The sequence below is a fragment of the Streptomyces sp. NPDC048258 genome, assembly GCF_043201995.1.
In the GTDB taxonomy this organism is placed as follows: Bacteria; Actinomycetota; Actinomycetes; order Streptomycetales; family Streptomycetaceae; genus Streptomyces.
Window position 1 is genome coordinate 82,613 of the sequence record NZ_JBICZH010000015.1, and the last position, 22,286, is coordinate 104,898.

Annotated in this window: 20 protein-coding genes, 1 tRNA gene and 1 pseudogene; 10 read left to right on the plus strand and 12 right to left on the minus strand. The window is 71.0% G+C overall.

The window, feature by feature from the left end; all coding sequences use genetic code 11:
• The first annotated feature begins 113 nt into the window (after positions 1–113).
• The 5 genes from ACGFYQ_RS29230 (at position 114) to ACGFYQ_RS29250 (ending at position 6,802) form a co-directional block, all read left to right on the plus strand.
• Positions 114–1,832 (plus strand): PQQ-binding-like beta-propeller repeat protein, encoded by a 1,719-nt coding sequence (locus tag ACGFYQ_RS29230; protein WP_393749008.1) that lies wholly within the window; start codon positions 114–116, stop codon positions 1,830–1,832.
• 41 nt (positions 1,833–1,873) lie between these two features.
• Positions 1,874–3,595, plus strand: a complete 1,722-nt coding sequence (locus ACGFYQ_RS29235) for a PQQ-binding-like beta-propeller repeat protein (protein WP_393749010.1) — start codon at positions 1,874–1,876, stop codon at positions 3,593–3,595.
• A 125-nt stretch (positions 3,596–3,720) separates the two neighbouring features.
• A complete protein-coding gene (locus ACGFYQ_RS29240) occupies positions 3,721–4,413 on the plus strand; it encodes a response regulator transcription factor (RefSeq protein WP_393749213.1) in 693 nt (230 codons plus the stop codon).
• A gap of 95 nt (positions 4,414–4,508) precedes the next feature.
• A complete protein-coding gene (galE, locus tag ACGFYQ_RS29245; RefSeq protein WP_393749012.1) occupies positions 4,509–5,483 on the plus strand; it encodes a UDP-glucose 4-epimerase GalE in 975 nt (324 codons plus the stop codon).
• Between the two features lie 479 nt (positions 5,484–5,962).
• Entirely contained in the window at positions 5,963–6,802 is an 840-nt protein-coding gene (locus ACGFYQ_RS29250) for a LuxR C-terminal-related transcriptional regulator (RefSeq protein ID WP_393749014.1), read from the plus strand.
• Here ACGFYQ_RS29250 and ACGFYQ_RS29255 read toward each other — a convergent pair.
• A complete protein-coding gene (locus ACGFYQ_RS29255; RefSeq protein WP_355410861.1) occupies positions 6,761–7,258 on the minus strand; it encodes a MarR family transcriptional regulator in 498 nt (165 codons plus the stop codon). The genes ACGFYQ_RS29250 and ACGFYQ_RS29255 overlap by 42 nt on opposite strands.
• 161 nt (positions 7,259–7,419) lie before the next feature.
• Here ACGFYQ_RS29255 and ACGFYQ_RS29260 point away from each other — a divergent pair, with 161 nt between their 5' ends.
• Entirely contained in the window at positions 7,420–8,277 is an 858-nt protein-coding gene (locus ACGFYQ_RS29260; RefSeq protein ID WP_393749016.1) for a trans-aconitate 2-methyltransferase, read from the plus strand.
• A 2-nt stretch (positions 8,278–8,279) separates the two neighbouring features.
• Positions 8,280–8,657 (plus strand): VOC family protein, encoded by a 378-nt coding sequence (locus tag ACGFYQ_RS29265; protein ID WP_393749018.1) that lies wholly within the window; start codon positions 8,280–8,282, stop codon positions 8,655–8,657.
• Between the two features lie 79 nt (positions 8,658–8,736).
• On the opposite strand, the gene ACGFYQ_RS29270 is transcribed toward ACGFYQ_RS29265, so the two are convergent.
• Positions 8,737–9,408: a TetR family transcriptional regulator gene (locus tag ACGFYQ_RS29270; protein WP_393749215.1), complete on the minus strand. Its 672-nt coding sequence runs from the start codon at positions 9,406–9,408 to the stop codon at positions 8,737–8,739.
• Entirely contained in the window at positions 9,408–10,397 is a 990-nt protein-coding gene (locus ACGFYQ_RS29275; RefSeq protein WP_393749020.1) for an acyl-CoA desaturase, read from the minus strand. The genes ACGFYQ_RS29270 and ACGFYQ_RS29275 overlap by 1 nt, the downstream gene beginning before the upstream one ends.
• A 410-nt stretch (positions 10,398–10,807) precedes the next feature.
• Here ACGFYQ_RS29275 and ppc point away from each other — a divergent pair, with 410 nt between their 5' ends.
• Positions 10,808–13,570 carry a phosphoenolpyruvate carboxylase gene (ppc, locus tag ACGFYQ_RS29280; RefSeq protein WP_393749022.1) on the plus strand — a complete coding sequence of 921 codons (2,763 nt, stop codon included), beginning with the start codon at positions 10,808–10,810 and terminating at the stop codon, positions 13,568–13,570.
• 87 nt (positions 13,571–13,657) lie between these two features.
• Here the strand turns inward: ppc and ACGFYQ_RS29285 are convergent, their stop codons facing one another.
• The 7 genes and pseudogenes from ACGFYQ_RS29285 to ACGFYQ_RS29315 all read right to left on the minus strand — a co-directional run bounded on the left by ACGFYQ_RS29285 (position 13,658) and on the right by ACGFYQ_RS29315 (position 19,555).
• Positions 13,658–14,389 (minus strand): LPXTG cell wall anchor domain-containing protein, encoded by a 732-nt coding sequence (locus ACGFYQ_RS29285; RefSeq protein WP_393749024.1) that lies wholly within the window; start codon positions 14,387–14,389, stop codon positions 13,658–13,660.
• 166 nt (positions 14,390–14,555) lie between these two features.
• The gene (gene pth / locus ACGFYQ_RS29290) at positions 14,556–15,146 is read right to left on the minus strand and encodes an aminoacyl-tRNA hydrolase (protein ID WP_393749026.1); all 591 of its coding nucleotides are present in this window, start codon (positions 15,144–15,146) and stop codon (positions 14,556–14,558) included.
• 99 nt (positions 15,147–15,245) lie between these two features.
• Positions 15,246–15,830, minus strand: coding sequence for a 50S ribosomal protein L25/general stress protein Ctc (locus ACGFYQ_RS29295; protein ID WP_393749028.1), 585 nt, complete (start codon positions 15,828–15,830; stop codon positions 15,246–15,248).
• 177 nt (positions 15,831–16,007) lie between these two features.
• Positions 16,008–16,985: a ribose-phosphate diphosphokinase gene (locus tag ACGFYQ_RS29300; protein WP_393749030.1), complete on the minus strand. Its 978-nt coding sequence runs from the start codon at positions 16,983–16,985 to the stop codon at positions 16,008–16,010.
• A gap of 134 nt (positions 16,986–17,119) precedes the next feature.
• Positions 17,120–18,565 carry a bifunctional UDP-N-acetylglucosamine diphosphorylase/glucosamine-1-phosphate N-acetyltransferase GlmU gene (glmU, locus tag ACGFYQ_RS29305; protein ID WP_393749032.1) on the minus strand — a complete coding sequence of 482 codons (1,446 nt, stop codon included), beginning with the start codon at positions 18,563–18,565 and terminating at the stop codon, positions 17,120–17,122.
• Positions 18,566–18,674: 109 nt separating this feature from the next.
• Positions 18,675–18,746: transfer RNA gene (locus ACGFYQ_RS29310), tRNA-Gln, on the minus strand.
• A gap of 7 nt (positions 18,747–18,753) precedes the next feature.
• A pseudogene (locus tag ACGFYQ_RS29315) lies at positions 18,754–19,555 on the minus strand (hypothetical protein).
• On the opposite strand from ACGFYQ_RS29315, the gene ACGFYQ_RS29320 reads away from it, so the two are divergent.
• Both ACGFYQ_RS29320 and ACGFYQ_RS29325 read left to right on the plus strand, forming a co-directional pair.
• Positions 19,496–19,684, plus strand: coding sequence for a hypothetical protein (locus tag ACGFYQ_RS29320; protein ID WP_393749229.1), 189 nt, complete (start codon positions 19,496–19,498; stop codon positions 19,682–19,684). The pseudogene ACGFYQ_RS29315 and the gene ACGFYQ_RS29320 sit on opposite strands and share 60 nt — an antisense overlap.
• Positions 19,685–19,773: 89 nt before the next feature.
• Positions 19,774–21,093, plus strand: coding sequence for a sensor histidine kinase (locus ACGFYQ_RS29325; RefSeq protein WP_393749034.1), 1,320 nt, complete (start codon positions 19,774–19,776; stop codon positions 21,091–21,093).
• 142 nt (positions 21,094–21,235) lie between these two features.
• Here ACGFYQ_RS29325 and ACGFYQ_RS29330 read toward each other — a convergent pair whose 3' ends face one another.
• Together ACGFYQ_RS29330 and ACGFYQ_RS29335 are read right to left on the minus strand one after the other, a co-directional pair.
• Positions 21,236–21,760: an SUKH-3 domain-containing protein gene (locus tag ACGFYQ_RS29330; RefSeq protein WP_393749036.1), complete on the minus strand. Its 525-nt coding sequence runs from the start codon at positions 21,758–21,760 to the stop codon at positions 21,236–21,238.
• A gap of 2 nt (positions 21,761–21,762) precedes the next feature.
• Positions 21,763–22,281: a YwqJ-related putative deaminase gene (locus tag ACGFYQ_RS29335; RefSeq protein WP_393749038.1), complete on the minus strand. Its 519-nt coding sequence runs from the start codon at positions 22,279–22,281 to the stop codon at positions 21,763–21,765.
• Positions 22,282–22,286: the final 5 nt, after the last annotated feature.

Consider the following 22,286-nt stretch of genomic DNA (forward strand, 5'->3'; position numbering starts at 1 on the left):
CGTCACGGGCCGGTCCTCCCTTGGGAACAGGGGGCGGACCGGCCCGGCGTAAGACCTGCGTGAGTGATAGAAAGGTCATCCTCCCCGACCCCTGACATCGAAGGTACGCGCTGATGACCGAGCCGCCCCAGCCGCCGAACCAGCCGCCGACACCTTCCGGTTACGGGCACCTGCCCGGCCCGCCGCCGCAGGCCGGATACGGGTATCCGCAGCAGGGCGAGAACCCGTACGCCCAGCAGCCCCCCACCGTCCCGCAGCAGCCGGCCTCCTACCCGCCGCCGCCCGCCGGCCTGCCGGGAATGCCACCGCCTCCGGGAATGCCGCCGCACCCGGGCATGCCGGGAATGCCGCCGCCCCCGGGCATGCCGGGAATGCCGCCGCCCCCGGGCATGCCCGGAATGCCGCAGCCCTCCTCCGGCATGACGCCGAAGAAGAAGCTCACCGTGCTGATCGCCGCCTCGGTCGCCGCCGTCCTCGTCGTCGGGACCGTCGCCTACGTCGGCTTCTTCAAGGACGGCAAGGACCCGAAGCCGCCCGTCGCGCAGGAGTCCACCTCCCCCGACGCCAAGCCCTCCGGCTCCCCGTCCGTCGACACGGGCGACGGCAGCGGCAACGGAGCCGGGGAAGGCGACCTCAACTCCGCCCGCAAGCAGGGCGAGGACAAGGTCCTCTGGCTCAAGACCGCCAAGATCGACGGCCCCGGCGTGGGCGTCGACGCCGACGGCCAGTGGGTCGTCGGAGACACCGTCGCCAAGACCGTCTGGAAGAACCTCACCGGCTACGGCGCGGCCGACGGCAAGGAGAAGTGGACGATCTCCTTCCCCGGTGACATCTGCGCCGTCACGGACCAGATGACCGCCGACGGCAAGACCGTCGTCATGTTCAAGAACGGCGAGAGCGACAGCGCCGACTGCAACCAGATGCGCATGGTCGACCTCAAGGCGGGCAAGGAGGGCTGGACGAAGGAGGTGCCCAAGGAGGGCATGTTCGACCTCTTCGCCGGTCCCAACCTGAGCCTCACCGGGGACTCCGTCTCCGTCAACCGGGTCACCCGCGCCAGCGTCTTCAAGGTCAGCACCGGGGACAAGCTCTTCGCGACCCCGTCCGAGGGCTGCACGACCGGCTCCTACATCGGCGGCAACGGCAAGATGATCGGCATCGCCACCTGCCAGGACGCCGACCGCACCGTCGAGGTCAAGGACGCCGACCCGGCCACCGGCAAGTCGACCTGGACGTTCCGGCTCCCCAAGGACTTCACGGTCACCAGCGTCTACTCGGTGGACCCGCTCGTCCTCGACATCGGCAACGAGCAGAAGAAGGAGCGCTCCATCGTGGTCCTCGGACCCGACGGGAAGCAGCGCGCCACCGTCACCGGCGAGGGCAGCTTCGCGACCGGCTGCAGAAGCTCCCTCAGCCGGTCCCTCCAGGGGTGCGCCGCCGGCCTGGTGGACTCCAATACGCTCTACCTGCCCACGGCGACAGAGGCCGGCACCGCCAACGAGATCGTCGCTTTCGACCTGGCCTCCGGCAAGGCCAAGTGGCGTACCCCGGCAGGGGACAAGCGCACCCTCACCCTGGTCAAGGCCGCGAACGGGCAGCTGATCGCCTACCGCAAGGCCGAGTACGACAAGGGCGGCGAGATCCTCTCGATCCCGGCCGCCGGCGGCGAGCCCACCGCACTCCTGCGCCACCCGTCCGGCCCGGCCGCTCCGGTAGAGAGCTCCTTCTTCTCCCCGAAGGCCGACTACGTGGACGGGCGGTTCTTCCTCTCCGTCACGCATCTGCTCGCCCGGGGCAAGGACGAGAAGTTCCTGATGGTCTTCGGCAAGTGAACGCGTCCAACGAGCCGCCCACCGAGAGGCAGTAGCAACGCATGAGTACCCCGCCGCCCCCCAGCCAGCCGCCGTCCGGCGGCTTCGGAGCGCCGCAGGATCCGCCGCCGGGCGGGTTCGGGAAGCCGCCGGCGCCGCCCGTACCGCCGGCGCCCCCGCAGCAGCCGCCGGCCGCGCCGCCCGCCGCGCAGCCCGCGTACGGCTACCCCCAGCAGCCCGGGCCCGGTTACGGCTACCCGCAGCAGCCCGGCACCCCGCCGCCCTTCGGGCCGCCCACCACGCCCATGTACACCGCCCAGCCCCCGGCCGGCGGCGCGGGCGGCGGCGGCAGCAACGACAAGCGCAACCAGCTGATGATCGTCGGCGCGGCCCTCCTGGCCATCGTCCTCATCGTCGGCGGCGGCCTCTGGTACGTCTCCGGCGACGGCGGCGGCAAGAACGACACCGCGGACAGCGGTCCCGCCGAGCCGGGCGAGGACAAGGGCCAGGCCGGCGGGGGCGGCAGTGAGAAGGTGCCCGCCAACCCCAAGTCGAAGGTGATGGTCAACCAGCCGAGCCCGACGCCGGAGGAGATGGTCCAGGTCGCCGGTTCCTGGCTGACCGACTCCACCTACGTCAAGTCCGACGTGTCGAAGGTCGTCGGCTACAACCTCGTCGACGGCGGCAAGAAGTGGGAGGTGCCCCTCCCGGGAGAAGTCTGCGGCGCCACCCCGCACGTCAGCGACAACAAGTCGGCGGTGCTCTTCAGGCCCTCGGCGGCCACGCCGGAGAACAAGTACCCGCCGTGCACCGAGGTCGGCGTCATCGACCTGAACGCCGGCAAGCTCGTCTGGAGCGGCAACGCCAAGAGCGCCACCAGCGGCGACAAGCCCGCGTCGTACTACGAGGTCACCCTCAGCGGGCAGACGGTCGCCGCCGGCGGTTCCTCGGGCGGCGCCGCCTGGAACCTCGCCGACGGCAAGTCGCTGTGGGTGCCCAAGACGGACGGTGAAGGCTGCTACGACGCGGGCTACGCCGGCGGCGAGGCCCTCGCCGTCATCCGCAAGTGCGGCCGGAGCCCCAACCAGACCCTGTACGCACAGGTCCTCGACCCGGCCACCGGCGCCCCGCAGTCCTCGTACAAGCTCTCCGCGGGCATCGAGACCGCCGGCATCGTCTCCACCAAGCCCCTGATCGTCGCCGCCGACGTCGGCAAGACCGCCAAGAACGCCAGCGGCGTCAGCGACCTCTTCGTCATCGATGCCGCGGGCCAGCTGAAGGCGAAGATCTCGCTCTCCTCCGGCAACTTCGGCGGTGAGTGCGAGACCGAGGTCGAGCGGTGCTCCGGCTTCGTCGTCGGCAACGGCAAGCTCTACCTGCCCTCGTACGAGCACCAGGGCCAGGACCCCTACGCCAAGACCAACGAGCTGCTCTCCTTCGACCTGGAGACCGGCAAGCAGACCAGCGACCGCGCCGACGCGGGCGAGCGGTACAAGCTGTACCCGCTGCGCATGGACGGGTCGAACATCATCGTCTACAAGGACCCCCCGCACGACAAGGGCGGCCAGATCGTCAGCGTCGACGGCAAGACGATGAAGGAAACCGTCCTGATGGAGAACCCGTCGGACAAGACGACCCAGCGCATCGAGACGGCCTACCTGCCCGACCACCACGAGTACCGCTACCACAACGGCAAGCTCTTCATGGCTCGTACGACGGTCAAGAAGCCGTACTCCGCCACGTCCGACCCGGAATACATCTTCACCGCCTTCACCGCGAGCTGACCGACCCGCGTCCACGAAGCCCCCGGAAGGTCCGCCCTTCCGGGGGCTTCTGCGCGGTAACCCCCTCGCACCGTCGAACAAGCGTGTAGCTTGCCGGGTCAGAAGGGTGGGGGGTGGGTGCCGCAATGGGCGTACGGGTCGTGGTGGTCGACGAGCACCGGCTGCTGGCCGAGGCGCTCGCCTCGGCCCTGAAACTGCGCGGGCACCGGGTGCTCGCCGCGGCCGCCCCGGCCGCGGGAGCCGCCGAACTGGTCATCGGCCGCGCCCCGGAGGTCTGCCTCTTCGGCACCGCCACCCCCGCCGAGCCCGGCGTCTTCGAGCCGGTCGTCCGGATCAAGCGCGAGCGCCCGCAGATCGCCGTCGTCGTCCTGGGCCCGGTGCCCAGCCCGCGCGGGATCGCGGCCGCCTTCGCCGCCGGCGCCTCGGGGTACGTACGCCACGACGAGCGCATCGAGGGCGTGGAGCGGGCGCTGGCCAAGGCCAGGGCGGGCGAGGTGGCGATCGCCCCGCAACTGCTGCAAGGCGCCTTCGCGGAGCTCCTCAACCCCGCCGCCCAGCCCGACGACGAGGGCAGCCGGCTGCTGCGGCTGCTCACCCCGCGCGAGGTGGAGGTGCTGGTCCGGGTCGCCGAGGGCGAGGACACCCGGCTCATCGCCGCGGGCATGGCCATCGCACCGAGCACCGCCCGCACCCACGTGCAGCGGGTGCTGATGAAGCTGGGCGTGGGTTCCCGGCTGGAGGCGGCCGCGCTGGCCGCCCGTACCGGCCTGCTGGACCGGGCGGTGCCGGTGCAGCCGTCCGCCGCCGCCCGGGCCTGACGGGGCCGATTTCCCCGCGGGCGCCGAATCGGGTAAGCCAGTGTCTGCATGCGCAGGCACCCGGCGCGTGGTCCCCCGCGAGAGGCAGTAGGCGAGTGAGCAAGACGCCAGTTCACAAATACCTGGTAACCGGCGGCGCCGGATACGTCGGCAGCGTGGTCGCGGCCCACCTCCTGGAGGCGGGCCACGAGGTCACCGTCCTCGACGACCTCAGCACCGGTTTCCGCGTCGGAGTCCCGGCGGGCGCCACCTTCATCGAGGGCCGGATCCAGGACGCCGCCTCGTACCTGGACCCCTCCTACGACGCGGTGCTGCACTTCGCGGCCTCCTCGCAGGTCGGCGAGTCCGTGGTGAACCCGGGCAAGTACTGGGAGAACAACGTCGGCGGCACCCTCGCCCTGCTCGCCGCCATGCGCGGTGCGGGCGTGCGCAAGCTGGTGTTCTCCTCCACCGCCGCCACCTACGGGGAGCCGACGGAGGGCCTGCTGACGGAGGCCTCGGTGACCGCGCCGACCAACCCGTACGGGGCCTCGAAGCTGGCCGTGGACCACATGATCGCGGGGGAGTGCGTGGCGCACGGCCTGGCCGCGGTGTCCCTGCGGTACTTCAACGTGGCGGGCGCGTACGGGGAGTTCGGCGAGCGGCACAGCCCCGAGACCCACCTGATCCCGCTGGTCCTCCAGGTCGCCCTGGGCGAGCGGGAGTCGATCTCGGTGTTCGGCGAGGACTACCCGACCCCGGACGGTACCTGCGTACGCGACTACATCCACGTCGCGGACCTGGCGGAGGCCCACCTGGCGGCGCTGGAGGCGGCCGTCGCGGGCGAGCACCTGATCTGCAACCTGGGCAACGGCGCCGGCTTCTCGGTCCGCGAGGTCGTCGAGACGGTCCGCAAGGTGACCGGGCGGGATATCCCCGAGGTGATCGCCGCGCGCCGGGCAGGAGACCCGGCGATGCTGGTCGCCTCCGCCCGCACCGCCCACGAGCGGCTGGGCTGGACCCCGAGCCGCTCGGACCTCACGGGCATCATCACGGACGCGTGGAACTTCGCCAGGACGCACACCTCCTGAACCACCGGTGTATCCACCCGCACCACCGCTTTCCCCGCACGCCCCCCGACCCTCCGGTACGGGGGGCGTGCGCATATCCGCCGCGCGCTGGCGGCGGGCGCTCTGCGCGGGCGCCCAGCGTGCACACGCCGAGTGAAATGCGCACCGTGCAACTGCCCGTGGCACACGCCGGTCCGGAAGCCGTCATCCGGACCATCAGGGCAGGTGAAAACAAGCCACGACAAAGGCTGTTCAGCACACCCGCGCCGGAAAATCGCTGGAAAAACTTCTGCTATTCGGCCAACTGCGAGCCCCTGGCGCCCTACGCTGATGCGTGACACCGGTGGGGGCCGGTGTTGATTCAGGGGTCGAGACAAGTCGGGTACGACGTCCGCTCCGGGGTAGTGCAGAGATGTCACGGCGGCGGCCGCGGCAGCTGCGGATCACCCGGTCCGGGCGTCGTACCCGCCGTCGTCCGTTCCCCGACCCTTGGGGGTTTTGTGGTTCGTATCCGGGTTCTCGTGGTCGACGATCACCGCATCTTCGCCGAATCGCTCGCGGCCGCGCTCGCGGCCGAGCCGGACGTGGACGTGTCCGCGGCCGGCAGCGGCCCCGCCGCGCTGCGCTGTCTCGAACGCGCGGCGGCCGAGGGCCGCCGCTTCGACGTCATGCTGGTCGACGCCGATCTCGGCGCCGTCGCCGGGGCCGTCGGCGGCGTGCCGGGCGGCGCCGATCTCGGCGCCGTCGCCGGGGCCGTCGGCGGCGTGCCGGGCGGCGTGCCCGGCCAGCGGGAGCCCGGCTCCGGATCCGGGCCACCGCCCGCGTCGGACGGGATCGCGCTGGTCGCCGGGGTACGGGTGTCCCACCCCGGGGTGCGCACGGTCGTCCTCGCCGAGCGCGACGACCCCCGCCGGGCGGCCCTCGCGCTGCAGGCGGGAGCCTCGGGCTGGGTGGCGAAGGACTGCTCGCTCTCGCGGCTGCTGGCCGTCATCCGAGGGGTCCTGCGCGAGGAGACCCACCTGCCGCCCGCGCTGCTCACCGGAGTGCTGCGCGAACTGACCGCGGCGCGCAAGCACCGTACGGACAGCGAACGGCTCGTGGAGTCGCTCACCCCGCGCGAGCACGAGGTGCTGCGCTGCATGGTGGCGGGGCTGGGCCGCAAGGACGTGGCGGCGCGGCTGTTCCTGTCCCCGCACACCGTCCGCACCCACATGCAGAACGTGCTGGGCAAGCTCGGGGTGCATTCCACCCTCGCCGCGGTGGCGCTGGCCCGGCGGGCCGGCGTAAGGCCCGCCGACCTAGCCGGGGACGTTGTCGAACGGAGCGGTCAACTGGCGTAGCAGCGCGGCGAGATCGCCGCGCTGGTTGCGCGAGAGCTGGGCCAGGATCGCCCGCTCCTGGGCCAGCAGCCCGGCGAGGGCCTGGTCGGCGCGGTCCCGGCCCTCGGGGGTCAGCCGCACCAGGACCCCGCGGCGGTCGCTGGGGTCCGGCAGCCGCTCGACGAGGCCCTTCTTGGCGAGCCGGTCGATGCGGTTGGTCATCGTGCCGGAGGTGACCAGGGTCTGCGTCAGCAACTGGCCGGGAGAGAGCTGGTAGGGCGCACCCGCGCGCCGCAGCGAGGTCAGGACGTCGAACTCCCACGGCTCCAGGCCGTGCTCGGAGAAGGCCAGCCGGCGCGCCCGGTCGAGGTGGCGCGCGAGCCTGCTGACGCGGCTCAGCACCTCGAGCGGTTCCACGTCGAGGTCAGGGCGCTCCCGCCGCCATGCCGCTACAAGTCGGTCGACCTCGTCCTCCATGCCGATCAGTGTAAGGGGTCTGTCGACATGAAGTCTCTTCACGTCATGCATCTCGTGATCAAGTATCTTGACATCGAGATATAAACGGAGCGACCATGGGGCATGGAGGGTGCCGGAACTGATTCCGCTTCCGACCGACCCGCCAGCAGGGAGGCTCGAACATGTATTCCGATACGGCGCAGGCCGGCATCCCCACGGCCACCGCCCCCTCCGCCCCCACCTGGGATCCCCAGCAGTACCTCCGGCACGCCGGCCATCGCACCCGACCCTTCCTGGACCTCCTGACCCGCATACCCGAACTCCCCACCCGGCCCGCCCGCATCGCCGACCTCGGCTGCGGCCCCGGCAATGTCACCGCCCTCCTCGCCGGACGCTGGCCCGAGGCCCGCATCACCGGCTTCGACCTGTCCCCGGAGATGCTCCACCGCGCCACCGGGGAGTACGCCGGCCCCACCGCCGGCGGCGGCAGCCTCGACTTCCGGCACGGCGACCTCGCCACCTGGCTGCCCGACGAGCCCTACGACCTGATCGTCTCCAACGCCGCCCTCCAGTGGGTCCCCAGCCACCCCGGCTCCTTCGGCGCCTGGATCAACGGCCTGCGCCCCGGTGGCACCTTCGCCTTCCAGATCCCCGGCAACTTCACCGCCCCCAGCCACGCCCTGCTCGCCGAGCTCTGCGACACCCCGCGCTGGCGGGACCGGCTCGCCGGGCACGGCGCCCGCTACATCCATCTGCTCGAACCCGCCGAATACCTCGCCCGGTTCACCGAGCTCGGCTGCGCCGTGGACGTCTGGGAGACCACCTACCACCAGCTGCTCCAAGGCCCCGACCCGGTGCTCGACTGGGTCAAGGGCACCGCCCTGCGCCCCGTCCTCACCGCCCTCGGCGACGACCGTGAAGCCATGGACGCCTTCCTCGCCGAATACCGCGACCGGCTGCGCGCGGCCTACCCGACCGGGCCGCGCGGCACCGTCTTCCCGTTCCGCAGGATCTTCGCCGTCGCCCGCAAGGAGGCCTGACCGTGCTGACCGCCGTCGACCACGTCCAACTCGCCGCGCCGCCCGGGTCGGAGGACCGGCTCCGCGCCTTCTACACGGACGTCCTCGGCATGGAAGAGATCCGCAAACCGCCCGTCCTCGCCGCCCGGGGCGGCTGCTGGTTCGCCGCCGGCCCGGTGCAGCTGCACCTCGGCGTCGAGGAGGACTTCCGGCCCGCCCGCAAGGCCCACCCGGGACTGAGGGTGACCGGCATCGTCGCGTACGCGAGCAGACTTCAGGAGCGGGGTGCCGAAGTCGTCTGGGACGACCACCTGCCGGGCCACCACCGCTTCTACTCGCAGGACCCGGTGGGCAACCGGCTCGAGTTCCTGGAACCACACGGCCTGGAACCGGCCGGCTGACGCCGACCACACGACGGCGCCCCGCCACCGGATCTCCGGTGACGGGGCGCCGTCGTACGGGTCGCGCACGGTACGGGGCTCAGCTCTTGCGGCGGCCCACCAGCTGCGGCTTCGATTCCAGCCCGTCCAGCCCGTGCCAGGCCAGATTCACCAGGTGCGCCGCCACCTCCGCCTTCTTCGGGCGGCGGACGTCCAGCCACCACTGCCCGGTCAGCGCCACCATCCCCACCAGAGCCTGCGCGTACAGCGGGGCCAGCTTCGGGTCGAAGCCCCGCGCCTTGAACTCCAGGCCCAGGATGTCCTCCACCTGCGTGGCGATGTCACTGATCAGCGAGGCGAACGTGCCGGTCGACTGGGCCACGGGGGAGTCCCGTACGAGGATCCGGAAGCCGTCCGTGTACGACTCGATGTAGTCCAGCAGCGCGAACGCCGCCTGCTCCAGCAGCTCCCGCGGATGCCCGGCCGTCAGCGCGCCCGTCACCCCGTCCAGCAGCTGGCGCATCTCCCGGTCCACGACGACCGCGTACAGGCCCTCCTTGCCCCCGAAGTGCTCGTACACCACCGGCTTGGACACCCCGGCCTTCGCCGCGATCTCCTCCACCGACGTGCCTTCGAAGCCCTTCTCCGCGAACAGGGTCCGGCCGATGTCCAGCAGTTGCTGGCGCCGCTCCGCGCCCGTCATCCTCACCCGGCGGCCGCGCCTGGGCTTGTCACCGCTGGAATTACCGCCGTCGATCGCCACACCCCCCATCATGCCGCGTTCGGCTCGTTTTCCCTGCGCCGGGCGTCGATGCGGTCCGCCGAGGGCCAGCGCACGTTCGTGGCCCAGCCCAGCTGCTCGAACCAGCGGATCAGCCGCGCGCTGGAGTCGACCTGGCCGCGCAGCACCCCGTGCCGGGCCGAGGTCGGGTCGGCGTGGTGCAGGTTGTGCCAGGACTCCCCGCAGGACAGCACCGCCAGCCACCACACGTTGCCCGAACGGTCCCGGGACTTGAACGGCCGCTTGCCCACCGCGTGGCAGATCGAGTTGATCGACCACGTCACGTGGTGCAGCAGCGCGACCCGCACCAGCGAGCCCCAGAAGAACGCCGTGAACGCCCCCCACCACGACATCGTCACCAGACCGCCCACCAGCGGCGGGATCGCCAGCGACACCATCGTCCAGAAGATGAAGTCACGCGAGACGCGCCGGATCGCCGGATCCTTGATCAGGTCGGGGGCGTACTTCTGCTGATCGGTCTGCTCCTCGTCGAAGAGCCAGCCGATGTGCGCCCACCACAGGCCCTTCAGTAGCGCCGGCAGCGTCTCGCCGAACCGCCACGGCGAATGCGGGTCACCCTCGTGGTCCGAGTACTTGTGGTGCTTGCGGTGGTCCGCCACCCAGCGCACCAGCGGTCCCTCCACCGCCATCGAACCCATCACGGCGAGGGCGACCCGCAGCGGCCGCTTCGCCTTGAAGGAACCGTGCGTGAAGTAGCGGTGGAAGCCGATGGTGATCCCGTGGCAGGCCAGGAAGTACATGAAGACCATCAGACCGAGGTCCAGCCAGCTCACCCCCCAGCCCCAGGCCAGCGGAACCGCCGCCAGCAGCGCCACAAAGGGAACGGTGATGAACAGCAGGAGGGCGATCTGCTCGATGGACCGCTTCTTCTCGCCGCCGAGCGTCGCGGACGGCGTGGACGGAGTGGACGTGTCGGAGGACGCGGACGCGTCCTCGACCAGATCGGGACTGGTGGTCATGGGTGTCCCCTGGGGGGTGAGGAGGAGGGGGTGAGGAGTGGGCAGCTGCCTGATCGCGGACCCTACGGACCCGTAACCTACGGCATCGTAAGTATGGCAAAGCCTTGGGCCGGGGCAACAGGAGCACGGCCGGGGCGGACGGACGTCGACCAGGTGACCGGACGGCGGCGGCCCGGTGACCCCCACCCAGTGCGCCGCTAGCCGTTCACTAGCCGCCTGATGAGACATTTGCCCAGGCACGCGCCTCGGACACCTATCCTGGTCCCGTCGGACAGCGCGGTCCGCACGGGCAGCCCGAGCTGCGCATCAGGAGCGGAGACCCCCCCGGACGGATTCCGGGGAAGGCATCACCGCGCGCCGCCGGGAGCCCACCGCCCAGTAGCGCTCGAACACTGCAAGGAGCCGCACCTGTGAGCAGTGCTGACCAGGCCCCCCAGGGCCAGGCCCCCGTCACCCCGGCCGCCACCGCCAACGCGGAACTGCGGGCCGACATCCGCCGCCTCGGCGACCTCCTCGGGGAGACCCTCGTACGCCAGGAGGGCCAGGAACTCCTCGACCTCGTCGAACGCGTCCGCGCCCTCACCCGCACCGACGGCGAAGCCGCCGCCGCACTGCTCGGCGACACCGACCTGGAGACCGCCGCCAAGCTCGTGCGCGCCTTCTCCACCTACTTCCACCTCGCCAACGTCACCGAGCAGGTGCACCGCGGCAAGGAGCTGCGCGCCCACCGCGCCGCCGAGGGCGGGCTCCTCGCCCGCACCGCCGACATGCTCAAGGACGCCGACCCCGAGCACCTGCGCGAGACGGTCAAGAACCTCAACGTCCGCCCCGTCTTCACCGCACACCCCACCGAGGCGGCCCGCCGCAGCGTCCTCAACAAGCTGCGCCGCATCGCCGCCCTGCTGGAAGAGCCCGTCACCGGCGCCGGCGACCGCCGCCGCCACGACCTGCGCCTCGCCGAGAACATCGACCTCGTCTGGCAGACCGACGAGCTGCGCGTGGTCCGCCCCGAGCCCGCCGACGAGGCCCGCAACGCCATCTACTACCTCGACGAGCTGCACGCCGGCGCCGTCGGCGACGTACTCGAAGACCTCGCCGCCGAACTCCAGCGCGTCGGCATCGAGCTCCCCGCCGGCACCCGCCCCCTCACCTTCGGCACCTGGATCGGCGGCGACCGCGACGGCAACCCCAACGTCACCCCCGACGTCACCCGCGACGTGCTGATCCTCCAGCACGAACACGGCATCACCGACGCCCTCGAACTCATCGACTTCCTGCGCGGGCTGCTGTCCAACTCCATCCGCTACACCGGCGCCACCGAGGAACTCCTCGCCTCCCTCCAGGCCGACCTGGAACGCCTCCCCGAGATCAGCCCGCGCTACAAGCGGCTGAACGCCGAAGAGCCGTACCGCCTCAAGGCCACCTGCATCCGGCAGAAGCTCCTCAACACCCGCGAGCGCCTCGCCAAGGGCATCCCCCACGAGGAAGGCCGCGACTACCTCGGCACCGCCGAGCTGCTCACCGACCTCACCCTCATCCAGACCTCCCTGCGCGAACACCGCGGCGCGCTCTTCGCCGACGGCCGCATGGACCGCACCATCCGCACCCTGGCCGCCTTCGGCCTCCAGCTCGCCACCATGGACGTACGCGAACACGCCGACGCCCACCACCACGCGCTCGGCCAGCTCTTCGACCGGCTCGGCGAGGAGTCCTGGCGCTACGCCGACATGCCCCGCGACTACCGCGGCAAGCTCCTCGCCAAGGAGCTCCGCTCGCGCCGCCCGCTGGCCCCCACCCCGGCCCCCCTCGACGCCGCCGGACACAAGACCCTCGGCGTCTTCCTCGCCATCAAGGACGCCTTCGAGAAGTTCGGCCCCGAGGTCATCGAGTCCTACATCATCTCGATGTGCCAGGGCGCCGACGACGTCTTCGCCGCCGCCGTCCTCGCCCGCGAGGCCGGACTCATCGACCTCCACGGCGGCTGGGCCAAGATCGGCATCGTCCCGCTCCTGGAGACCACCGACGAGCTGCGCGCCGCCGACGTCATCCTCGACGAGATGCTCGCCGACCCCTCCTACCGCCGCCTGGTCTCCCTGCGCGGAGACGTCCAGGAGGTCATGCTCGGCTACTCCGACTCCTCCAAGTTCGGCGGCATCACCACCAGCCAGTGGGAGATCCACCGCGCCCAGCGCCGGCTCCGCGACGTCGCCCACCGCTACGGCGTCCGGCTGCGCCTCTTCCACGGCCGCGGCGGCACCGTCGGCCGCGGCGGCGGCCCCTCGCACGACGCGATCCTCGCCCAGCCCTGGGGCACCCTGGAAGGCGAGATCAAGGTCACCGAACAGGGCGAGGTCATCTCCGACAAGTACCTCGTCCCCTCCCTCGCCCGCGAGAACCTCGAACTGACCGTCGCGGCCACCCTGCAGGCCTCCGCCCTGCACACCGCGCCCCGCCAGTCCGACGAGGCCCTCGCCCGCTGGGACGCGGCCATGGACACCGTCTCCGACGCCGCGCACGCCGCGTACCGCGAGCTCGTCGAGGACCCGGACCTCCCCTCGTACTTCTTCGCCGCGACCCCCGTCGACCAGCTCGCCGACCTCCACCTCGGCTCGCGCCCCTCCCGCCGCCCCGACTCCGGCGCCGGCCTCGACGGCCTGCGCGCCATCCCCTGGGTCTTCGGCTGGACCCAGTCCCGCCAGATCGTCCCCGGCTGGTACGGAGTCGGCTCCGGCCTCAAGGCCCTGCGCGAGGCCGGCCAGGCGGACGCCCTCGCCGAAATGGGCGAACGCTGGCACTTCTTCCGCAACTTCCTGTCCAACGTCGAGATGACCCTGGCCAAGACCGACCTGCGGATCGCCCGCCACTACGTCGACACCCTCGTACCCGACCACCTCAAGCACGTCTTCACCCGCATCGAGGCCGAACACGAGCTCACCGTCCGCGAGGTCCTGCGCATCACCGGCGGCGAGAAGCTCCTGGACTCCCACCCCGTGCTCCAGCAGACCTTCGCCGTACGCGACGCCTACCTGGACCCCATCTCCTACCTCCAGGTGTCCCTGCTGGCCCGCCAGCGCGCCGCCGCGGCCCGCGGCGAGGAACCCGACCCGCTGCTCGCCCGCGCCCTGCTGCTCACCGTCAACGGCGTCGCGGCCGGCCTGCGCAACACCGGCTGAGTCTCCGCCACCGCCCGCAGACACGGCGAAGCCCCCGCACCGACCGACGTGCGGGGGCTTCCTCCGTACGGGCTACCTACGCACGGGCTACTGCTGCGGCGCGCGGCGGCGGCGGACCACCAGCACCCCACCGGCCGCGACCAGCGCGACGGCCAGCGTCGAGACCAGGGCGACGGGCAGGCCGGACCCAGTGTTCGCCAGGTCGCCGGTGACCGGGGCCGGGGAGCTCGCCGTGGCGCTCGGCGTACCCGACGGCGTACCGCTGACACTCTGACCCGGGGTCACCGACCCGGAGGGGGAGACCGACTGCGACGGCGTCACCGAACCGGACGGGGAGACCGACTGCGACGGGGTGCCCGAGGGGGTCTTGGAGGGCGTGCCGGAGGGCGTCCCGCTCGGCGTCACGGTGGACGGGCAGGTGTGCGACAGGTTGAACCACTCCAGCTTGCCGCCCTTCACCTTGGCGACGGCGGAGGTGAGCTTGGCGCCGGGCTCGGAGGCGACGTAGGCGTGGTTGCCGTTCGGCGGCCCGAAGGAGGTGATCACCTTCTGTCCGCCCGGCTCGAACGTCACCGTCAGCTCCACGAAGGAGATGTCGTTGGGGTTGCCCGGAGCGATGAAGTGCCAGCCGTCCTGGGTCGACGGTATGTCAGCGCACTTCTTCTCCGTCGATTCGAAGGAGGCCGCGGTGATGGGGACCTGCTGGTGCAGCGGAATGGTGTACGCGTCGGTGGCGAGAGCGGGAGTCGCGCCGGCGGCGAGGACGAGCGAGGTCGCGGCGACGGCAAAGGCCGCGCGGCGCATCCTGGAAGGGGACATGGAGTACCTCTGGCACAGGTGAGGACAATGGGCCGTGGGGGTGGCGCCGCTCAGCTTGCTGATGACGCCCGCACCGGTCAAGAGGTACTCGTCAGTATTCGTATGCTCTTGTGCTTCTGTATGACGGTATGTCCGAAGTAACGATCGGCCTACGCCCGCTGGCCGCTCAGGAGTTGTACGCCGACTGGGCGCGCTCCAGACCCTCCGCGATCAGGCACTCCACGGAATCCGCCGCCCGGTCCACGAACCAGTCCAGCTCCTTGCGCTCCGTGGAGGAGAAGTCCTTCAGCACGAAGTCCGCGACCTGCATCCGGCCCGGCGGCCGGCCGATGCCGCAGCGCACCCGGTGGTAGTCCGGGCCCATCGACTTCGTCATCGACTTCAGACCGTTGTGGCCGTTGTCCCCGCCGCCCAGCTTCAGACGCAGCGTCGGGTAGTCGATGTCGAGCTCGTCGTGGATCGCGACGATCCGCTCCACCGGCACCTTGTAGAAGTCGCGCAGCGCCGTCACCGGCCCACCGGAGAGGTTCATGTACGTCATCGGCTTGGCCAGCACCACCCGGCGGCTGGCCGGCCCCGGCGGACCCATGCGGCCCTCGACCACCTGGGCCCGGGCCTTGTGCGCCTTGAACTTCCCGCGGATCCGGTCCGCCAGCAGGTCGGCCACCATGAAACCGATGTTGTGGCGGTTCCCCGCGTACTCCGGTCCCGGGTTGCCGAGGCCGACGATCAGCCAGGGCGCCGCGTCGTCCGACATCAAAAGCTCCTTAGGTCCTGAACGAAAGACGACCGCCGTCCCGCTCCAGTGGAGCCGGACGGCGGTCGGTCAGCAACTGCTGAGGGGAGAGGGCGAGGCTCAGGCCTCGGTGCCCTCGGCGGCCTCGGCGGACGGCTCCTCGGCCTGCGGGGCCACGACCTGCAGGACGGCGATGTCGCCGTCGACGGCCAGGGTGGTGCCGGCCGGCAGGACCAGGTCCTTGGCGTGGATGGTGGCGCCGGCCTCCAGGCCCTCGATCGAGACGGTGACCTCGGTCGGGATGTGGGTGGCCTCGGCCTCGACGGAGATGGTGTTCTGGAGGGTCTCCAGCATGTTGCCGCCGGCGGCCAGCTCGCCCTCGGTGACGATCGCGACGTCGACGGTGACCTTCTCGCCCTTCTTGACGATCAGGAAGTCGACGTGCGAGATCGAGCGCTTCAGCGGGTGCTTCTGCACGGCCTTCGGGATGACCAGCTCGGCGGCGTCGCCCTCGATGTCCAGGGAGATCAGGACGTTCGGGGTACGCAGCGCCAGCTGCAGGGCGTGGGCGTCCACGTTGACGTGCTTCGGGTCGGTGCCGTGGCCGTAGATGACTGCGGGGGTCAGGGCGTCACGACGGGCCTGACGGGCAGCACCCTTGCCGAAGTCGGAACGGACCTTGGCGGCAAGCTTGATCTCGGACATGCTCACTCCTCGTGGGGTGACGGAAATGGACGACAGTCACCCGGCCGGAACGGCCTGCTACGAAGAGCGCGTCGATAACGGAGTTCCCGCACACAAAAGTGCGGCCTCCCTCGCCGAGCAACTCGATGAGTCTACCCGGCGGGAAGGCCGCACTTCAAAAGGATCTACGCGGAGCGCTTACTGCTGCTCCTCGAAGAGGCTGGTGACCGAGCCGTCCTCGAAGACCTCGCGCACCGCGCGCGCCACCATCGGGGCGATCGACAGCACCGTGATCTTGTCGAGCTCCAGGTCGGACGGGTCCGGCAGGGTGTTCGTGAAGACGAACTCGCTGACCTTGGAGTTCTTCAGACGGTCGGCGGCCGGGCCCGACAGGATGCCGTGCGTGGCCGTCACGATGACGTCCTCCGCACCGTGCGCGAACAGCGCGTCGGCCGCGGCGCAGATGGTGCCACCCGTGTCGATCATGTCGTCGACCAGGACGCAGACGCGGCCCTTGACCTCACCGACGACCTCGTGGACGGTCACCTGGTTGGCGACGTCCTTGTCGCGACGCTTGTGCACGATCGCCAGCGGCGCGTCCAGACGGTCGCACCAGCGGTCGGCGACACGCACGCGGCCGGCGTCCGGGGAGACGATGGTCAGCTTCGAGCGGTCCACCTTGGCGCCGACGTAGTCCGCGAGGACCGACAGGGCCGAAAGGTGGTCCACCGGGCCGTCGAAGAAGCCCTGGATCTGGTCCGTGTGCAGGTCGACCGTGAGGATGCGGTCGGCACCCGCGGTCTTCAGCAGGTCGGCGACCAGACGGGCCGAGATCGGCTCGCGGCCCTTGTGCTTCTTGTCCTGGCGGGCGTACCCGTAGGACGGGATGATCACGGTGATGGAGCGTGCCGACGCGCGCTTCAGCGCGTCGATCATGATCAGCTGCTCCATGATCCACTTGTTGATCGGAGCCGTGTGGCTCTGGATCAGGAAGCAGTCCGCGCCACGAGCCGACTCCTGGAAGCGGACGTAGATCTCACCGTTCGCGAAGTCGAAAGCCTTGGTCGGCACGAGGCCGACTCCCAGCTGGTGCGCGACCTCCTCGGCCAGCTCGGGGTGGGCGCGGCCGGAGAAGAGCATCAGCTTCTTCTCGCCGGTCGTCTTGATCCCGGTCACAGCACTGTCTCCTCAGACGTGTTGAAAGCTGCTCGCCCCCATGTGCGTCCGTCCCGCACACGGTGAGCCAGCCGAATTGCGTGCACCTATCACGGTACGCCGTCCCAGGCGTACCCGTTTCCGGTCAGTTCACCTCAACGGCTGTCGGAGTCCACCTGGACCGCCGACTCGGCCGCCGTCGCGGCGGCGCTTCCCGGACGCTTGCGGGCCACCCAGCCCTCGATATTCCGCTGCTGGCCGCGGGCCACGGCCAGCGCACCGGGCGGCACGTCCTTCGTGATCACGGACCCGGCCGCCGTGTAGGCGCCGTCCCCGATGGTGACGGGCGCCACAAACATGTTGTCCGAGCCCGTCTTGCAGTGCGAGCCGACGGTGGTGTGGTGCTTGTGCTCACCGTCGTAGTTCACGAACACGCTCGCGGCGCCGATGTTCGTGTACTCGCCGATCGTCGCGTCACCCACGTACGAGAGGTGCGGCACCTTGGTGCCCTCGCCGATCGTCGCGTTCTTCATCTCCACGTACGTGCCGGCCTTGGCCTTCGTACCGAGGGTCGTCCCCGGACGCAGGTACGCGAACGGCCCCACGGAGGCCAGCTCGCCGATGACGGCGCCGTCGGCCACCGTGTTGTCCACGCGAGCCCCCGGGCCCACCCGGGTGTCCTTCAGCCGGGTGTTCGGGCCGACCTCGGCCCCCTCGGCGATGTGGGTGGCACCGAGGAGCTGCGTCCCCGGGTGGATCAGGGCGTCCTGCCCGAAGGTGACGGTGACGTCCACGAACGTGCTGGCGGGGTCTACGACCGTCACGCCCGCGAGCATGGCCTGCTCCAGCAGCCGCGCGTTCAGCAGGGCGCGGGCCTCGGCGAGCTGGACGCGGTTGTTGATGCCGAGGATCTGGTGGTGGTCGCTGCCGACGGCCGCACCGACGCGGTGGCCGGCCTCGCGGAGGATCCCCAGCACGTCGGTGAGGTACTCCTCGCCCTGGCTGTTGTCGGTGCGCACCTTGCCGAGGGCATCGGCGAGCAGGGCGCCGTCGAACGCGAAGACGCCGGAGTTGATCTCGCGGATGGCGCGCTGGGCGTCGGTAGCGTCCTTGTGCTCGACGATGGCGGTCACGGCGCCGCCGGCGTCCCGGACGATCCGCCCGTAGCCGGTGGAGTCCGGCACCTCGGCGGTGAGCACGGTGACGGCGTTGCCGTCGGCCTCGTGGGTCGCCGCGAGCTGCCTGAGGGTCTCGCCGGTCAGCAGAGGGGTGTCGCCGCAGACGACGATCACGGTGCCGTCGACGACCCCGCCCAGCTCTTCGAGGGCCATCCGGACGGCGTGGCCGGTGCCGTTCTGCTCGTACTGGACGGCCGTGCGCACACCGGCGTCGATCGCGCCGAGGTGAGCGGTGACCTGCTCCCGGGCGTGCCCGACGACCACGACGAGGTGCGCGGGGTCCAGCTCACGGGAGGCGGCGACGACGTGACCGACGAGCGAGCGCCCGCAGATCTCGTGCAGAACCTTGGGAGTGGCCGACTTCATGCGGGTGCCTTCACCCGCTGCGAGTACGACGACGGCTGCCGGGCGGTTGGCGCTCACGGGGATGCCCTTCGGCTTCGGGGGTGGACCCGTGAAGGATACCGGGGGCTCGGCGGCCCCTAATGAACACGGGTCCCGACCGCTGTGGTCAGGACCCGAACATGCGAAGCTCCCCCGCCAGGACTCGAACCCGGACATAAGGCACCAAAAGCCTCAGTGCTGCCAATTACACCACAGGGGAGGGTAAATCAACTCAAACCGGACATTCGATCTTCCCGGTTCGGGTTGGACGCATCTACTATGCCGCACCAGGCGCCCTCGATGCGACGGTAGATGTCGGCGCTTTGGCTGACGTAAAGGACGAGGCAGCCTCGGTAGTTCTCACCCACGTTCTTCCGGGTGGTCCTGGGGTTGTGCTTCTTGAGGGTCGTCCTGGCGAACCGCGTCACGTCCGCGCCGACGCAGTCGGCCCAGAATTCCTCGGCCGCCTTGGTGTCGGCTGATTCATGGATCATCACGCGATAGCGAATCCGTTCCCTGTCGACGCCGATGAGGTCCAGCCAGGCGAGGAATACCTGGATGACTCCCGGGTCGCTGTTGACGAACTGGACCTTCTCGCGGCGGTCGTACGACTTGTCCTTCGCTCCCTCCGCCCAGTACAGGGTCACTCCCGCGATGAAGAGCTCCCTGTCGCTGAGCTGCCCGACCTCGGCTCGCGCCCCGGACGGTGTTCTCGTGCTCCCAGCGTCGCCGCGAGGCGAGCCGAGCCTGTTCCGCGGGGGTCCTTTGTCCGGCCGGCTTCGGGAGGTCGCGGACCCAGAGGGAGACCGAACTCTTCGAGCAGCCCAGCTCGACCTGGATCTCGTCGTACGTCATGCCCTGGAGGCGGAGCTCTCGCGCCTTCGCGCGGAGGTCGTCCTTGGCGTTGGGGCGCTTCGTCCACTCGGGTGACGGTTCGCCCTTCACCAAGCTGTTGAGGATGTTGTTGTTGTGGACGCCGAGGCGGTCACGGATCTGGCGCAGACTGAGGCCCTCGCGGCGCAGGGCCACCGCCTGTTCGCGGAGGGAGTCGAAGGTCGCGGTTCCGGTGCGGAGGCCGCCGGTGCCGTCGCCGGGGCGACGTCGGGTTTCGGTCATGTCGCCAATGTCATCCGGAATGTGGGATTCAGGTCTCGATGAGCGGACGATTCAGTCGTGCGTGCGATTACCGGGGGTTTGCTGGAATTTCCACCCCGTCCGTGCTGAGGGCGCTGCGTACGCTGGACGGCATGACCAGTACGGGGGAAGTGGAAGGCCGCGCTGGGCCGCCTTTGTGGTGGGCGCGGCGGCGGGATGTCGTGTGGGACGTGGTGCTCGGCGGGGTGTCCGCGCTGGAGTGCGCGTGGGAGGGCGTCGGCTTCGCGCGCCAGGCCGGGGTGCCGACCGCGGTCGGGGTGCTGTTCGGGTTCGTCGTGGGGGCCGTGCTGGTGCTGCGGCGGCGGTGGCCGGTCGCCGTGGTGCTGGTGGGGATCGCCGTGGCCCCGGCCGCGATGGGGTTCCTGCTCGGGGTGGTGGGGCTGTACACGCTGGCCTCCTCCGAGGTGCCGCGGCGGATCATCGCCACGCTGGCCTCGATGTCGTTGGCCGCGACGTTCGTGGTGATGTACCTGCGGACCAGGGGTGATGTCGAGGCCGACCACCTGCTCGTGGTCGCGCTGTCCGGGTTCGTGGCGGTGGCGCTGACCGTGCCGCCGGTGCTGTTCGGGCTGTACATCGGGGCCCGGCGGCGGCTGATGGAGAGCCTGCAGGAGCGGGCGGACTCGCTGGAGCGGGAGCTGTCGCTGCTGGCGGACCGGGCGGAGGAGCGGGCCGAGTGGGCCCGTACGGAGGAGCGGACCCGGATCGCGCGGGAGATGCACGACGTGGTGGCGCACCGGGTGTCGCTGATGGTGGTGCACGCGGCGGCGCTGGAGGCGATCGCGGCCAAGGATCCGGCGCGGGCCGCGAAGAACGCCGCGCTGGTGGGGGACATGGGCCGGCAGGCGCTGACGGAGCTGCGGGAGATGCTGGGGGTGCTGCGGGCCGCCGAGAAGCCGGTGCGGCCGGTCGTGGCCGTCGCGGCCGCCGCGCCCGTGGCTCCCCCAGCTACCTCCCCCAGACTCCGTCCGGGGGGACCCCCAGGGAGGTACCCCCACGTGGGAAGTTTCGAGGACGGGCCCTCGCTCGGTGAGCTGGAGGTGCTGGTCGGGCAGTCGCGGGCGGCCGGGATGGCGGTGGAGATGGTGGTGCAGGGCGAGGGGGCGGCGTATGCGGCGGAGGTGGAGCAGACGGCGTACCGCGTGGTGCAGGAGGCGCTCACCAATTGCCACAAGCACGCTCCCGGCGCGCGGGTGACCGTACGGCTGGCGCACCGGGAGGGGGAGGTGGCGATGCAGGTGGAGAACGGGCCGTGCGACGGGAAGGTCGCGGAGCCGGGTCTGCCCAGTGGGGGCAACGGGCTGGTCGGGATGCGGGAGCGCGTGCTCGGGCTGGGCGGGGTCTTCGTGTCGGGTCCGACGGACGCGGGTGGTTTCAAGGTGTCGGCGGTGCTGCCGGGCCGCTGTCCCTAGGGCGGGTGGTGGCTGGGTCTCGGTCTCGGTCTCGGTTCCGGGTCTCGGTTCTGTGGTGGTTCGGGGCCCTGTCCGGTCGTGTCCCAGGTGGCGCGGGCGGCCGGGGATCCGGGGATCCGGCGGTCCGGGGATCGGATCGCCGCTACGACGAGGGGTCCTGGCCGGTGGTGAGGCGGGTCGGCTGGAGGCCGGTGAGGAGGAGGGTGAGGGCTTCGTCGAGGCTGCCGCCGAGGTACCAGTCGCCGGTGTGGTCGATGCCGTAGACGCGGCCTTCGCGGTCGATGGCGAGGTGGGAGCTCCCGTCGGCCTCGACGCCGAGCGGGCAGAGCTGGGTGGACAGGGCGCGGCCCAGGTCGGCGAAGGTGCGGGCCAGGTGCAGGCCGGTGAGCGGGTCGAGGCGGATCGCGACGGGGGCTATCTGGCGGCCCGGGCCGGGGGCGTTGACGGTGAGGCCGCCGAATTCGGCCCAGGCTTCCACGGCGGCGGGGAAGACCTCGTGGCGGTGTCCGGCGGGGGTGGTGTGGTCGCGGAGGGCGTCGGCCCAGAACTCGGCCTGCTTGATGTCCCAGCGGCCGGGCTCCCAGCCGGCGGTGCGCAGGGCGGAGTCCACGGCGACGGGGAAGCGGGTGGCCGAGGAGCGGTCGTAGGAGGCTGAGGCGGTGGTCATGGCTACTCGGAGGGGGTGAGGTCGACGGGGCGTACGCCGAAGTGGGCGAGGAGTGCGTCGCAGGAGCGGCAGGGGGGTGCGTAGCTGCCGTGGAGGGGGTCGCCGTCCTCGCGGATGCGGCGGGCGGTGATCTTCGCGTGTTTGAGGGAGCGGCGGGCTTCGCTCGGGGAGAGGGGTTTGCGGGAGGCGCGCCGGGAGCGGGCGCTCTCGATGGCGGCCAGGTGGCGGGAGAGCAGGATCGCTTCCGGGCACCGGCCGGTGAAACGTTCGCGCTGGCCGCTGGTGAGGGTGTCGAGGAAGTCCTGTACGAGGGGGTGGAGTACGGGTGGGTGGTCGGCCTTGCCGGCGGTGCCGGTGAGGGTTTCGCCGCGTACGGAGAGGGCGGCGGCGACGGTGGGGAGGATGCCGTCGCGGCGGAAGCGCAGGACGGGCGCGGCGGGGCGGCCGTCGGTGGTGCTCCAGCGCAGGCGGGGGTCGCCTGCGGGGCCGCCGGGTTCGGCGGCCGTGGCCGGTGGTGGCATGGGTA

Coding starts and splice junctions, on each gene's coding strand:
- ACGFYQ_RS29230 (WP_393749008.1), top strand. CDS start 114: ATGACCGAGCCGCCCCAGCCGCCGAACCAGCCGCCGACACCTTCCGGT.
- ACGFYQ_RS29235 (WP_393749010.1), top strand. CDS start 1,874: ATGAGTACCCCGCCGCCCCCCAGCCAGCCGCCGTCCGGCGGCTTCGGA.
- ACGFYQ_RS29240 (WP_393749213.1), top strand. CDS start 3,721: ATGGGCGTACGGGTCGTGGTGGTCGACGAGCACCGGCTGCTGGCCGAG.
- ACGFYQ_RS29255 (WP_355410861.1), bottom strand. CDS start 7,258: ATGGAGGACGAGGTCGACCGACTTGTAGCGGCATGGCGGCGGGAGCGC.
- ACGFYQ_RS29260 (WP_393749016.1), top strand. CDS start 7,420: ATGTATTCCGATACGGCGCAGGCCGGCATCCCCACGGCCACCGCCCCC.
- ACGFYQ_RS29270 (WP_393749215.1), bottom strand. CDS start 9,408: ATGGGGGGTGTGGCGATCGACGGCGGTAATTCCAGCGGTGACAAGCCC.
- ACGFYQ_RS29275 (WP_393749020.1), bottom strand. CDS start 10,397: ATGACCACCAGTCCCGATCTGGTCGAGGACGCGTCCGCGTCCTCCGAC.
- ACGFYQ_RS29285 (WP_393749024.1), bottom strand. CDS start 14,389: ATGTCCCCTTCCAGGATGCGCCGCGCGGCCTTTGCCGTCGCCGCGACC.
- pth (WP_393749026.1), bottom strand. CDS start 15,146: ATGTCGGACGACGCGGCGCCCTGGCTGATCGTCGGCCTCGGCAACCCG.
- ACGFYQ_RS29295 (WP_393749028.1), bottom strand. CDS start 15,830: ATGTCCGAGATCAAGCTTGCCGCCAAGGTCCGTTCCGACTTCGGCAAG.
- ACGFYQ_RS29325 (WP_393749034.1), top strand. CDS start 19,774: ATGACCAGTACGGGGGAAGTGGAAGGCCGCGCTGGGCCGCCTTTGTGG.
- ACGFYQ_RS29330 (WP_393749036.1), bottom strand. CDS start 21,760: ATGACCACCGCCTCAGCCTCCTACGACCGCTCCTCGGCCACCCGCTTC.
- ACGFYQ_RS29335 (WP_393749038.1), bottom strand. CDS start 22,281: ATGCCACCACCGGCCACGGCCGCCGAACCCGGCGGCCCCGCAGGCGAC.